9 protein-coding genes are annotated in these 14,736 nt (G+C 40.0%); 5 read left to right on the top strand and 4 right to left on the bottom strand.

Annotated features, from left to right (window positions below; all coding sequences use genetic code 11):
• Positions 1 to 3: 3 nt before the first annotated feature.
• Positions 4 to 858 carry an N-acetylmuramoyl-L-alanine amidase family protein gene (locus B4B65_RS04620; RefSeq protein WP_201678048.1) on the bottom strand — a complete coding sequence of 285 codons (855 nt, stop codon included), beginning with the start codon at positions 856 to 858 and terminating at the stop codon, positions 4 to 6.
• Positions 859 to 1,074: 216 nt separating this feature from the next.
• Here B4B65_RS04620 and B4B65_RS04615 point away from each other — a divergent pair, with 216 nt between their 5' ends.
• From B4B65_RS04615 to B4B65_RS04605, 3 genes are all read left to right on the top strand, one after another.
• Positions 1,075 to 3,660 carry a putative LPS assembly protein LptD gene (locus tag B4B65_RS04615; protein ID WP_293913800.1) on the top strand — a complete coding sequence of 862 codons (2,586 nt, stop codon included), beginning with the start codon at positions 1,075 to 1,077 and terminating at the stop codon, positions 3,658 to 3,660.
• A gap of 38 nt (positions 3,661 to 3,698) precedes the next feature.
• Positions 3,699 to 4,958, top strand: a complete 1,260-nt coding sequence (locus B4B65_RS04610) for a competence/damage-inducible protein A (protein ID WP_293913798.1) — start codon at positions 3,699 to 3,701, stop codon at positions 4,956 to 4,958.
• 96 nt (positions 4,959 to 5,054) lie between these two features.
• On the top strand, positions 5,055 to 6,437 hold the full coding sequence (locus B4B65_RS04605; protein WP_293913796.1) for a dihydrolipoamide acetyltransferase family protein: 1,383 nt from the start codon (positions 5,055 to 5,057) through the stop codon (positions 6,435 to 6,437).
• An 81-nt stretch (positions 6,438 to 6,518) separates the two neighbouring features.
• Here the strand turns inward: B4B65_RS04605 and B4B65_RS04600 are convergent, their stop codons facing one another.
• Positions 6,519 to 7,886 carry an MATE family efflux transporter gene (locus tag B4B65_RS04600; RefSeq protein WP_293913794.1) on the bottom strand — a complete coding sequence of 456 codons (1,368 nt, stop codon included), beginning with the start codon at positions 7,884 to 7,886 and terminating at the stop codon, positions 6,519 to 6,521.
• A gap of 181 nt (positions 7,887 to 8,067) precedes the next feature.
• On the opposite strand from B4B65_RS04600, the gene B4B65_RS04595 reads away from it, so the two are divergent.
• Entirely contained in the window at positions 8,068 to 8,571 is a 504-nt protein-coding gene (locus tag B4B65_RS04595) for a Sec-independent protein translocase subunit TatA/TatB (protein WP_293913792.1), read from the top strand.
• Between the two features lie 89 nt (positions 8,572 to 8,660).
• On the top strand, positions 8,661 to 10,898 hold the full coding sequence (locus B4B65_RS04590; protein WP_293913790.1) for a Tex family protein: 2,238 nt from the start codon (positions 8,661 to 8,663) through the stop codon (positions 10,896 to 10,898).
• A gap of 260 nt (positions 10,899 to 11,158) precedes the next feature.
• Here the strand turns inward: B4B65_RS04590 and B4B65_RS04585 are convergent, their stop codons facing one another.
• Together B4B65_RS04585 and B4B65_RS04580 are read right to left on the bottom strand one after the other, a co-directional pair.
• Positions 11,159 to 11,950, bottom strand: a complete 792-nt coding sequence (locus B4B65_RS04585; protein WP_201678042.1) for a GLPGLI family protein — start codon at positions 11,948 to 11,950, stop codon at positions 11,159 to 11,161.
• 14 nt (positions 11,951 to 11,964) lie between these two features.
• On the bottom strand, positions 11,965 to 14,730 hold the full coding sequence (locus tag B4B65_RS04580) for an outer membrane beta-barrel protein (RefSeq protein ID WP_293913787.1): 2,766 nt from the start codon (positions 14,728 to 14,730) through the stop codon (positions 11,965 to 11,967).
• Positions 14,731 to 14,736: the final 6 nt, after the last annotated feature.

Raw genomic sequence — 14,736 nt, 5'->3', positions numbered from 1 at the left:
TGTTTAGCGTTCCACACTTCTTTTATAGGTTTTAATTGCATTCAACAGGTTATTAATTATCTCATTCTGACCTGAATCTGACATCATAAACTGTTCTTCATCCGGATTACTTATAAATCCGATCTCTGTTAATACTGCCGGCATACCCGCTCTGGCCAGTACCGCAAGACTCTTTTCCCACACCCCACGATTTGTACGTCCGGATTTGACATATTCATTTTGCATGTAAGAAGCAAGCTTAATACTTTGATCCCGGAATTGGTTTTTCATTAACGAGAAGACAATGTAACTTTCGGGATCTTTCGGATCAAACCCTTGATAGTTGTCTTTGTAATTGGACTCCAGCAAAAGCGAAGCATTCTCACGAAGAGCAGCATCCTGTTCGCCTAATCTTCCGTAACCGGACACCAGCGTTTCCGTTCCCTTAGCCGAAGAGTTCGTCACAGATGAAGTAACACGCTTACCTTTGCGATTACGGGTAGTCACTCTGCTTATACCTCCGGAGTTACAATGGATAGAAATAAAAAGATCTGCATGATTATCATTCGCATAATAAATACGCTTATAAAGTTCAACGAACTCGTCCGTCTTACGTGTGTACAATACTTTTACTCCCGGCAACTCGGATTCAATCAGTTTCCCGAGTTTCAGTGCTACCTGTAAGGCAATATGTTTTTCCAGTGTCTCCCGGCCTCTCGCTCCTGAATCATGCCCTCCATGTCCGGCATCAATGACAATCGTCTTTATTTTGTATGGAGATTTACTTTGAGATTTATTGGTGGATGGCAGAATAAGAAAAATAATAAGTAATGATAGTGCGATTAATTTTGTTCTCCCAAAAATCTTTTTTATGTCCATATGGTATCTTCTTTATTTAACTGAAATTTGACCAGCTATTTGTGATTAAACACAAATTTAACTCATTTAGCATTATTTAACATTAAAACCCCTGTTTTTTCTACATCTTTTTTGACTAATTTTGTCGCCAAGAGTTTATCTTTATCACAAAAATAATATTCATTATCCACTTTGAAGGCGTTAACGGACTTTTTAACATATTTATTACTTCTCGTAATGTGTATTTCTTTAGCATATGCTCAGGAAACTACCCCTTCAAAAGCGTCGAAGTCTACGATCCAGGATACAACAAAAAGCATTACCGATACGACAAAAATGGTAACACAGGACAGTATACGTGATTCTGTAGTTGTCAAAAATGAAAGTGGTCTGCAATCTACAGTCAGTATCGTAGCAGTAGACAGTCAGTATACGCAGGTAGATAAAAATATAACTTATCTCTACAAAGGTGCAAAGGTCAAATATCAGGATTTTGAATTATCTGCCGATTTCATCCGCCTGGATCGTAACACCAATGAACTATTTGCCAGCGGTGTAATTGACCATAACGGAAAATATGTAGGCCGGCCAGTTGTATTATTTCCAAACGAAACACCTAAGTCTGTAGATTCCCTGACCTACAATTATAAAACGCAGGAAGGTAATACCTATGGAATTATGACCGAAGTAGACGGAGGATACATACAGGCCAAAGTCGTACGTAAAAATATGTACGATGAGATGTCCATATACAAAGGTTTGTACAGTACCTGTGATTTGCCTTATCCACATACCCATTTCGGTCTACAGATTTCAAAGGGAATTGTTACCAAAAATCAAATCATTGCAGGGCCTACCTATCTGGTTGTAGAAAACATACCGGTCAAATTTGTTGCCATTCCTTTCGGTTTCTTCCCAAAACCCAACAAAAGATCTTCCGGATTTCTGTTCCCATCCTTTGGTGAGGATGCAACCCGGGGATTTACCATCAGGGACATAGGTTGGTATCTGGCTTTTAATGATTATTGGGATACTGAATTACGGGCAACAATTTTCTCCAAAGGATCCTGGGAAGCCCGTGTCAATACGCAGTATAAGGTCAATTACAAATATAACGGAGGTTTTAACCTGAGCTTCGCATCGACTAAGACCGGTGTGGAAGGAACGGACGATTACGGTTCAGACAAAGTTTTTAATGTCACGTGGAACCATACCCAGCGTCAGGAAGCAAATCCGGGAACCTCGTTCAGTGCATCCGTTAATTTTGGTAGCAGCAGCTATTATAAAAGAACAGGAGCTCTGGTCAATAATTTTAACGATCTGACACGTAATAATATGTCCTCATCCATCAGTTATGGAAAAGTATTTGCTGATGGAAAAGTCAACTTTACGTCCAGTCTGAGTCACAGACAGGAAATGGCAACCGGTCGTGTAGATTTAGAATTACCCACATTCAGTTTGAACGTAGCTTCATTCAATCCGTTTGACAGCAAAGAGCGTGTCGGAGAGCAGAAATGGTATCAACGTATTACTGTAGGGTATAGCTTACAGGGCCGTAACTCCATCTCTATCGGAGACTCCCTGTTATTTACGAAAGAAGCGCTCAATAAATTTTCGAACGGATTTCAACACTCCATTCCGATCAGTCTCTCGCTGAATGCTTTTAAACATTTTCAATTCAACACAAGTGTCAATTACACTGAGCGCTGGTATCTGCAAAGTATCCGTAAATCATTGCAGAATGAGCCCCAGGGATACAAACCTGTCACCGATACGCTTCAGGGATTCAAACGCGCATACGATTACTCCATATCTACAGGTCTATCAACCAAAATATATGGTATGTATCCTAAAATCGGAAAGATACAGAACATCAGACACGTCGTTACTCCCTCTATCAATCTGAATTACAGACCCGATTTCTCAGATCCTTCTTTTGGATTTTACAGAAATTTCATTGACGAAAACGGCAGACAATCCCGGTATTCTATTTTCCAAAACGGGATCTACGGAAGTCCGGGTTCAGGAAGGTCAATGGGAATCGGATTCTCCGTGGATAATAACCTGGAGGCTAAAGTCCTCAGCAAAAGTGACACCTCCAATAACGGGGTCAAGAAAATTCCGATCCTGCAAGGTCTGACCTTTAGTGGTAATTATAACTTTGTAGCAGATTCCCTGAAACTTACTCCGATTAGTTTCTCCGGTCGTACAGCTCTTTTCGGGGAAAAGATCAATATCAATTTCAACGGTTCATTAGATCCGTATTCTATTGACAAATTCGGAACTAAGATCAACAAATATGCTATTCAGAGTGGCAAGCTTGCACGATTGACCAGTTTTGGTTTTTCTTTTGACTATAGTTTCAATCCCAATGCTTCCAAGAGCCGAAACCAAAATATAGATTCCCTTCGCAATACCGTACAGAATATGACTCCCGAACAAGCAGAGGCACTGGCCCGTATCAGTTCAAATCCAAATGCCTTTGTAGATTTCAACATTCCATGGAATCTGGCCGGATCCTTTAGTTTTCAATACAGCAAACCGGGATTACAGTCTACGGTGACGGCAACTCTAAATGTACACGGGGACTTTAATCTGACTCCGAAATGGAAAGTACAGTTTAACTCCGGATATGATTTCAGAGCAAAACAAGTTTCCATGACCCAATTCAATATCTACAGAGATCTGCATTGTTGGGACATGTCCGTCGGATGGACCCCATTCGGTCAATACAAAAGTTACAACATCACGATCAGAGCCAAAGCCTCCGTATTGCAGGATCTTAAGTTATCTAAACGAAACAGCAGCTTTAGCGGATATTAACAATATGTCGCAACTGCTGAAACTTAATATGTAAATCAATGACAGCAGAAATTATAACTATCGGAGATGAAATTCTGATTGGTCAGATCATAGACACCAATTCTGCCTGGATCGCCAAGCAGCTCAAAAATATCAATATCTCCATCGGGCAGATTACATCTATTTCTGACAGTAAAGAAGCTATCCGGCAAACTTTACAGGAAGCAGCCGGAAGAGCGGATATTATTATTGTCACAGGGGGACTCGGTCCCACCAAAGATGATATCACGAAGATAACAGCAGCAGATTATTTCGGGACACACCTTATCCGTGATGAAAAAGTACTGGCTCACGTAGAAGACTTTTTCAAGCAGAGAGGATTGGAAATGTTGGAAATTAATCTGCAGCAGGCAGATATTTTAGCCAATTCAGAAGTACTGTTTAACGATGTGGGAACTGCTCCTGGTATGTTTGTCAGACAAGACAATAAGTACTACTTCTTTATGCCCGGAGTCCCTTTTGAAATGAAGTTTATCGTTACAAACAGGATTCTGCCGATATTATCCACACTGGATATTGGTCAGTCCATCTGGACTCAGAATATTATTACTGCAGGAATCGGAGAGTCTTTCCTGGCCAACAATATTGCGGATATCGAAGACGCACTGCCCGATTACATCAAGCTGGCTTACCTGCCTAAGTACGGTTCCGTACGCATGCGATTAACAGCAATAGGTCAGGATGCATCGGCACTCCGACAACAGACTGAAGAATTCGCAAACCGTATAGTAGATCGTGCACTGCCACATGTTATCTCAACAGAAGATCTCACTATCGAAGAAGTCATCATTAAAGAATTTGCAAAACGTAACCTTACTTTATCTACAGCAGAAAGCTGTACAGGAGGATTTTTAGCGGCACAACTAACTGCTGTTCCGGGTTGCAGTCAGATCTTTACGGGTGGCACTATCCCTTACTCCAATAAATTGAAAATGCAGCTTTTAGGAGTAACTGAAGCAACATTATCATCCTTCGGAGCTGTCAGCGAACAAACTGTGATTGAAATGGCTAATGGCAGTAAAAAGAATTTTGATACTGATTATGCAATTGCGACAAGCGGGATAGCCGGACCGGATGGTGGAACTCCCGAAAAACCTGTCGGAACAGTCTGGATTGCTATTGCCGGGAAGGAAAAAGTGATTACAAAAAAATGCCAGTTTACACCAAATAGACAGGTAAATATAGAATTGGCAACTGCTTATGCCTACAATATGCTATGGAATTTGTTTCATACGGAAAACAACTTCACAGTAAAATAAAATATTAAAAAATAGCTTTATTAAAAAATTAAATTTTGTTTGATCAATCTATTACAATTTATAATTAACTTAGTATTTTGACAACGATAAAGACGCATGGCATTATATAATTTAACACTTCCCAAGATGGGAGAAAGTGTCTCTGAAGCTACAGTAACCAAGTGGCTGAAAGAACCAGGAGACAGGATCAGTGAGGATGAAGCTGTGGTAGAAGTTGCTACTGATAAAGTAGACTCCGATGTTCCGTCCCCGGTTTCGGGAATTTTAAAAGAGAAAAAAATCAGTGACGGAGACATCGCTCAGGTTGGTCAGATCATTGCTATCATTGAAATAGAAGGTGAAGGAGAAGAAACAACTGTTGCTTCAACTGAAGTAAATGAAGTAGAAGCCAATATGATCAATCCGACTCCTGTAAAGGATGAGGAAATTATTGCACAAGAAATACAACTCCCTGATTTGGAAATCCCGGGAGTAGACCAACTGCCAGCCTCGCCAGCAGCACACAAAGAACCTATTCATAACAGCATAAGATTTTATTCTCCTTTGGTTCGCAATATTGCACAGGAAGAAGGTCTTTCCCAACAGGAACTGGACAGCATCCCCGGAACAGCCAGTGATGGCCGTGTCACCAAACAGGATGTCCTAAATTACCTGCAGCAACGCAAACAGACGGGCCAGACAAGTGCAAATCCTGCTCCGGTCAGTACACCAGTACAAGCTGCTCCTGCACCAGGTCAGTCGGCTACAAAAGCAATTGGTGTAACAGCTGCCGGAGATGAGATTATAGAGATGGATCGTATGCGTAAACTGATTGCTGACCACATGGTCAAAAGCGTTCAGACCTCTCCGCATGTATGTTCCTTTGTAGAAGCAGACGTGACAAATATGGTTAACTGGCGCAACAAAATTAAAGACAGTTATAAAAAACGTGAAGGTGAAAATATCACATTTACACCCTTGTTTATAGAAGCCATAAGTAAAGCTCTTAAAGACTTTCCGATGGTCAATGTTTCTATAGACGGAACAAATATTATTAAAAGAAAGAATATCAATATCGGAATGGCGGCAGCCCTTCCTACCGGAAATCTGATTGTACCTGTGATCAAAAATGCAGATCAGCTTAGCCTGGTTGGTCTAAGCAAAAGTGTCAATGACCTGGCTGTCAGATCACGTGCAAATAAGCTTAAACCGGATGATACGCAGGGTGGAACGTTTACATTTACAAATATTGGTGCATTTGGCAATATAATGGGTACACCTATTATCAATCAGCCGCAGGCCGCTATTCTGGCAGTAGGTACCATTACGAAAAAACCCGCTGTAATTGAGACTGAGTTTGGAGATATGATCGGTATAAGACATATCATGTATTTATCTATGTCCTATGATCATCGGGTCATAGACGGCGCTCTGGGCGGTACATTCCTGAAGCGTGTTGCAGATTATTTAGAACAATGGGATACTAACCGTGTAATCTGATCCACGGGAATATAAGCAAAACTAAAAGGCTTCTTTTCGTATAGAAAAGAAGCCTTTTTAATTATCCGATCGGGATATATCCTACCTCATCATATACGTTGACATATGCCTGCCTATTACGGCTCTGTAACGAGCATATAAGAGTAGCGAGGATGTCAGTAAACCTAATGTCAATCCATACCAAACCCCTTTCACTCCCCAATCCAATACCACTCCTAATACATATCCGACAGGTAATCCGACAACCCAATACGCTATAAACGTAATAAAGGTCGGAACATTCACGTCACCCATCCCTCTCAGAACACCCAAACCCACCACTTGTGTACCATCAAACAGCTGAAATAATCCGGCAATAATAAGTAACTGGGAGGCAATAGCTACCACTGTAACATCATCTGTAATAAGATACGGAAGATACTTATTGAAAACGGCAAATATAATCGCAGCCACAGACATAAAGATCAATACCAGATGATAGGACGATACAGCAAAACGCTGTAATCTGAAGTAATTCTTATTTCCAAAGCTATTACCCGTCTTGATTGTCGCTGCAGAAGCAATACCACTTGCCATCATATATGTCATCGCAGCCAGCGTGATCGCTACCTGATGTGAAGCCTGTGCATCCGCACTGATCTTGCCGGCAATTAAAGCTGCTCCTGCAAAAGCTCCAATCTCAAATACATATTGCATTGCTACAGGAGCTCCGATCTTAAGGATGTTCCAGAGTTTACCTTTATCCAGATAAGTAAGCTTGAAATGCTTGATATACTCCCTGAAAATAGAAGATTTCAATACATACAGAGCCATTACCACCATCATGAGGATACGGTCTATTAATGTAGCAATACCTACACCTTTGATTCCCATAGGTTTGAAACCAAACATTCCTTTCACCAGAATAATAGCCAGAAGGATATTAAAAACATTTCCCCAGATGGTAATATTCATAGCTTGCTTTGTAAATCCAAGTCCTTCTGCAAATTGTTTAAAGGTATTGAAGATCATCAGCGGGAAGATGGACAAACTCAATAAAAATAAGTAAGGCTTTGCTTCCTTTACTACACGGGGATCCTGATCCAGATGTTCTACGGCATACATAGATCCGAAATAAACAAAGCAAAACAATAATGCTCCGGAAAGTGCATTGAGCCAGAAACTGTTAGATAACAGTTTGGCACATTCCTGCTTGTTAGACCGTCCGTTTTCCTGTGCAATCAAAGGAGTCAATCCATATGCAATCCCCAGACCAATTACCAATACAACCATAAATACACTGTGTACAAGGGAAACAGCAGCCAAAGGTATCTTGCCGGCAAAATGCCCTACAATAACAGTGTCTGCCGTCTGTACCAGCGTATGCCCCAATTGGGAAACAACTACCGGACCGGCTAATAAAAATGTACTCAAATAGTACGGCTTATACGATTTTAACCTACCCAACATGTCTAAAAATTTTAGCACAAAAATAGAAAAAGTTTAGGTGGTAACGCGTCTTTAATTCGTCATAAGTAGGCGTCTGTTTTATAAAAATCACATAATAATTACAAAATCTTGTTGGCGATTACTATAATTTACACTTACCTTAGATTTACATATTAATATAACAAACAAAAAATCGTCAAATATGACACTAGCATTTTTAAACATTGGCACCCAGGAAATGATTCTGATAGTAATCGTTTTGTTGTTGCTTTTTGGTGGTAAAAAACTTCCTGAATTAGCTCGTGGGTTAGGAAAAGGGATTCGTGAATTTAAAGATGCATCTGAAGGCATCAAGCGTGAAATATCGGATCAGATCAATAATTTTGATAAGGATGTAGAAGAGAAGAAAATTGCTGAAACTCCGGCAGAACCTGTTACACAACAAACAGAAACAGAGCAAACAGCGTCTACGGATTCACCGGACAAAGAAAAAAAACTACCTCAGTTTTCAGCTCCGGAAGGCACGTATCAGCATGAGCCGGGACGTCAGCCAGACTATGATCCGAATGCAAACCATTATAATTATGGTTACAATGATCACTTTGCCAGTAATCAACAGACAGAAGTTTCTTCTGATGAGCAGGCACATGCAGCCAGCAATCAACAATCCTCTTCAGAAAATAAACCGGAACAGAAAGAAGCTTAACTTTATTCTTCTTATTTTTACAGCACAATATTATAAAGCTGTTGGTTAATTCCAACAGCTTTTGTTTTCATATACTACATTATTCATTTATGTCACACCAAATGGTTATTTCTAACGAACTGTCTATTAGTGACAGACAGGTTCGTACTACTATTGAATTATTAGATGAGGGTGCTACAGTACCGTTTATTGCCCGCTATCGTAAAGAGATGACCGGAAGTCTCGATGAAGTGCAGATCACAACCATCCGTGACAGAATCCAGCAACTGAGAGAACTGGAAAAACGTAAGGAAGCGATTCTCAAATCCATAACAGAACAAGGAAAGCTAACTCCGGAACTGGAACAACAAATCGTAGCTGCAGAGACGATGGCGAATCTGGAAGACATTTACCTTCCATATAAACCCAAACGTAAAACCCGTGCAAGTATAGCTCGTGAAAAAGGTCTACAGCCTCTGGCTGATCAGATTCTTTTACAGGATGGAAAAGATTTCGAAGCCTTAGCTTCTTCTCTTATTGATGAAGAAAAGGGAGTACAAAGTATAGAAGATGCGCTCGCAGGAGCCCGTGATATTATTGCTGAAACAATAGCTGAAGATGCCAATGTACGTGCCAGATCACGAAAAAAATTTTTAGAAAAGGGACAGTTTGTATCTAAGGTCGTTCCCGGAAAAGAAGAAGCTGCTCAAAAATATAAAGATTATTTCGAATGGTCAGAGTCGCTAAAGGATGCCCCTTCTCACCGTATACTGGCAATGAGACGCGGAGAGAAAGAAGAACTGTTGTATCTGGATATTGAATTAGCAGAAGAAGAAGTGGTGCCCGTTATTGATACACTTTATATTAAAGCCGCTAATCCCGCAGCAACCCAGGTCCGCATGGCCTTGTTAGACAGCTACAAGCGACTGCTAAAACCATCTATGGAAACTGAAATACGGGTATTGACCAGGCAAAGAGCGGATGAGGAGGCTATTAAAGTATTTGCAGATAATGTACGTCAGCTTTTATTAGCGGCACCACTGGGGCAAAAACGCTTGCTGGCTATCGACCCGGGATTTCGTACGGGCTGTAAAACAGTGGTATTGGATGAGCAAGGTACTTTACTGGAAAATACAGCTATATTCCCTCATACAGGAGCAGGTGGTGCAGCAGAAGCAGCAAAGACAGTTGAACATCTGGTCAAAAAATATGATATTCAGGCCATCGCTATAGGAAACGGAACAGCAGGGCGTGAGACAGAAGAATTTGTGCGTAAGCTTAACATTGCGGACGTAACACTGGTTATGGTTAATGAAAGTGGAGCTTCTATTTATTCGGCATCTGAAACTGCCCGTGAAGAATTTCCCAACCACGATGTCACTGTTCGTGGAGCTGTTTCTATCGGCCGTCGCCTGATGGATCCCCTGGCAGAATTAGTTAAAATCGATCCTAAATCAATTGGTGTAGGACAATATCAGCATGATGTAGACCAGAATAAACTGCAAACGGCATTAGATGACACTGTCATCAGTTGTGTGAATGCTGTAGGTGTAGAACTAAATACTGCCTCCAAACAAATTCTGGCTTATGTATCCGGATTAGGCCCCTCTCTTGCACAACAGATCGTCAATTACAGAGTTGCAAATGGTGCTTTTAAATCCAGAAAAGAACTGAAAAAAGTACCTCGCCTGGGAGACAAAGCTTTCGAACAGGCTGCAGGATTTCTGAGAATACGCAATGCCGAAAATCCCCTGGATGCATCAGCTGTACATCCTGAACGCTACAGCGTAGTGGAAAAAATGGCCAAAGATCTGGGAAAGAATGTATCCGATTTATTAACCAATGAGGAATTGCGTAAATCCATTCCTTTGAAAGCATATGTATCTGAAGAAGTCGGATTACCTACGCTACAAGATATCTTATCAGAACTGGCTAAACCAGGATTAGATCCGCGTGAACAGTTTGAAGCATTTTCATTCACAGACGGCATCAATAATATTTCTGATCTTCGCATTGGTATGAAACTACCGGGTATTGTAACCAATATTACCAACTTCGGCGCTTTTGTAGATATCGGGGTTCATCAGGACGGATTAGTCCATCTGAGCCAACTGGCAAACAGATTTGTAGCTGATCCGCACGAAGTTGTCAAGGTACAACAACAGGTAATGGTAACAGTTACAGAGGTGGATGAAAAAAGAAACCGTATCGGACTGTCTATGAAAACAGAAGAAAAAGCTGCTCCGAGACCTAAGAAACGGGAACAAACCGGACAACATAAGCAGCGTCAGCAACCCGAAACAGATATGGCAACGAAACTTGCAGCTCTGGCTAGCAAATTCAAATAATAAAGCAATTCCCTCTCATTTTTAAGGAGAACCTGTTCCGACATGTCGGAAGGGTTAGGGTGAGGTTTTGCAGTTTTATAATTAACCTCTCTGCCCTTCGGGCATCTCTCCTTTAAAAGTAGAGATAAGTTATAACAAGGTCATTACAATAGAAATGGGGCTATCCAAAAGATGGATAGCCCCATTTTTATTCACATATGAAATTCTCAAAGGGTTTGACTTGACTTTTTAGACATCGTCTTCTGACAGCTATTTCCTTGTTATAAAAGGAAATAGTCAATCAGATAAGTCACCAGATCTTTCGGTAAAAAGGTCTCTACCATTTGTCTGAATCTTATTTCTACCTCTTTGCGTGGCATAACCTTATTTTTCTTTTTATCAAATACAGAAAGGTCAAATGGTACCGTATTTGAGAACTCCACTTTACTGGCAAAATAAGAAACGTGATCATACGGCACGACTAAACCTAAAATCATTCCCGGAAGTCCGCTTATAGATTCAGGTCCTCCGCTTACAGGAATCTCATTCGTATAATAACCAATTACATACAGTGAATCCTGTGTCAATCCGTTGGCACGTCGGCATTCAAATCCTGCAATATCACGATACTCATCTGTAATCTTCCATTTAATACGAAGTACAGAATCTTTGATGACGAGATTATCACCAAAAAAATCCTGATATCGCTTATATTCCTTCGTTTTCAGATTCGTATAGACCGTACCGTCTCCCTTGATCGCATGATTTTCCATAAATGAACTGGCGAGTTCATTTATATCCGTCTTTACATATTCAAAAAGAGTTTCATCGTTATTAAACTTCAACGTGTTTTTCAGAACAACATTTCCGGGAAGTTTATTAGAGATCTGATCATACCAGTTCTTTGTCATTCCTTCGGCCTTTGCATACAATTGTTTTTTAAGCATATTTTGAAGGTAGACAGTCTTATCGTATGTAATCGTCCCTGTCTTGGGAAACATCGTATACTGTGCAAATCCGGAGCGGGCAGATAAAGCAATACTTATAAAAAGAAAAATCTTAACTATTTTCATGACTGATCGAATTCTTAATTAACAAACATTTTAGTAAAATCCCAGGATACTTTCAACATATAATATCTCCGGATGGTATCCGATCTGCGCTGTATAAAAAATGTATTAGACTGAGATCTGGTAAATCCTGTATTCTGATTAAGTAAATCATTTACCGTAAAATCAAGCATCAATGATTCATTTTTCAGGAATTTCTTACTGATACCAGGATGTACCAAAAATTGATCAAATTTCTCTTTTAATGCCTCTGTCGGTGCCTGATATGTATAGGTATAGTTTACATACAGTTTAACTTTGGCAGGGAAGTAATACGACATTCCACCGTTAGAGTTGAAGATAAAACCATCATTGTTCTGATCCGGCTGCAGGCTGGAAGACATCTTTTGGTAAGATGGAGACAAATTAATATCAAAATCAAAACCTTTCGTTGTATTCTTCGAAATGTTATAGCCTAATGAATAGTTCATATTATCATTTTGATTCAGCTTACTGTTGACCGAGTTAAAGTTTTTAGATCCGTTGATATAAAGTCTTGGGCCGTTATCAATATTAAGCTTCTTACTAAGTTTGAAAGAATAACCTCCCCATACACTAATTGATTGGTTGGTATGGTCATCCAGATTTGCCCATTTGAAGTTATTTCGACCACCATCCAGTGTTTCCACATTCTGGATCAGGGCATTATTAGTAAAACTGATATAGGCACCTATGTACATATAAGAACCGGCCAGCATTTTGGATGAATTATAATTCACATTAAAGCTGTTTGAAAATGCAGGCTTTAAGTTTTCGTTTCCTATATATTGATTAAGGGCATCCTGATTGCTTCTTAACGGCTGGATCTGATTTAAAGAAGGCAACTGATTACGTCCGCTGTAATTAAAGTACAAATTAGAGCTTTTTGTAAACCTGTATGACATCGATAACGACGGATTATAGGTCAGAAATGAACGTGTCAACTCGGAGTTTGTATAATTATTTAGCTGATGCAAACGGTCATTATTCAGGTTATTAGTAAGATTTGCCCAGATTTTTTCATTATTCAGATTCAGGGACACACGATAGCTGTTACTCAATCTGTCAAAAGCATAATCATTACTATACATCGAATCCAGAATATCGTAAGGATCCTGAGCCGATGATCTGTTAAATGAATTCAGTAATGATTTATTATCATTACGTTGCAGACCATAATTCAGCGTCAGATTCAGCTCTTTTGTCAATGGCTCCGTATAAGAGATATTTCCACCTTTTGTAGTCGATTTTTGTCTGTTATCCTTTCGCTGATCAAAAATAATGCTGTTGGCTAGCAGATTATCCTTGTAGATTTTGGTATCGGAGAACAAATATCCATCACCTGTCGATTCATTGTTATTGATACTTAATGCCATAGAAAAGGAACGTCCTTTTTTCATAAACTTTCTGGTAAAAAGGGCTCTTGCATTTATAGCTTCGACTTTCCTGTCATTTCTATCCAGCGACTCACTGGTATTCAGGGTGTCCATATTTCCGTCAAATGTCTGTGAATTATTTTTGGTTTCACCCCAGATATTATCACGGGAAGCATTTCCTGTAATCGTCAGTAACGTTAATGAATCAAACTGAAGATCATACTTCAGGTTCAGCTTCTGTCTGTCCTTGTCTGCAGCTATCTGGCGAAGGGCATTTGTATTTTGAATCTGATCCGGCAAATTGTTCTGTGAGATCGTTTCTTCCTGACCTTCATTTTCAATCTTACCATACTTATAACTCAAATTCAGCTTATGCTTACCATTCTTTGTTTTGTCCGAAAACATGATCCCGGAATTGATAGCTTTTGGTATACCGATAACACCCTCTCCAGAAAAATCATCTCCCCCATTAGTACTGTAGAATGTACTTCCATCATCCGAATAGGAAACATTGTCATTTTCGCCATACTTCTCCGTATCCTGCCAGGATAAAGAAGTAGTTGCATTATTACCCACTAACCCATATGCGGCAATTTTCTGTGAGCCTTTGAACTTATTCAACATCAGCTGGCCCATATAGTAGTCATCTGTACCACCTCCGGCCAGCGCTTTCCCGAATAGTCCGTTTTTCTTATCTTCTTTAAGTTTGACATTGATAGTTTTCACTTTCTGTCCGTCATCAACTCCTGTACGTTCAGCTTCTTCAGACTTCTTATCATACACCTGCACTTTATCAACCATATCGGACCGGATATTACGGGTTACCAGTTTCGGATCATTTCCAAAAAATTCTTCCCCGTCCACCAATACCTTTTCTACTGTTTTACCCTGAGCTGTAATTTTTCCCGACGCATCTACGGAAATCCCCGGCAATACTTTTAACAAATCCTCTACCTTAGCATTTTTTTCTACCTTAAAACTCCCCGCATCGTATTCCGTTGTATCCCCTTTTACTACAATGGGAATTCGTCCGATTACAATTGCTTCTTCCAGTAACTGAGCTTTTGTACTAAGCGCTATACTAAAATTTGCATAATTATTCTTAGCATCAATAGGGCTGTAGAAATCCCCGTATTTGGGATAACTGGATATCACCAGATAAGAACCAGTATCCGGTAGGTTTAATGTGAATTTGCCATCCTTGTCCGAACGGGTAAAGTCTACTAAAATAGAATCTTGTGCTGTCAATAGCATTACAGTAGCATTCTCCAGTTTTAACTTATCCTTTTCATCCTGTACAACACCCGAAAGTTTTTTCTGGGCAAACACAGGTTGAGAGAACATAAGTGCGATTAGGAGAACCGAAAATGCGAGTAATAGTCGCCTCATATGATT

Source organism: Sphingobacterium sp. UBA5789, from assembly GCF_002418355.1.
Lineage (GTDB): Bacteria > Bacteroidota > Bacteroidia > Sphingobacteriales > Sphingobacteriaceae > Sphingobacterium.
This window is presented reverse-complemented; position numbering and strand designations above follow the sequence as displayed.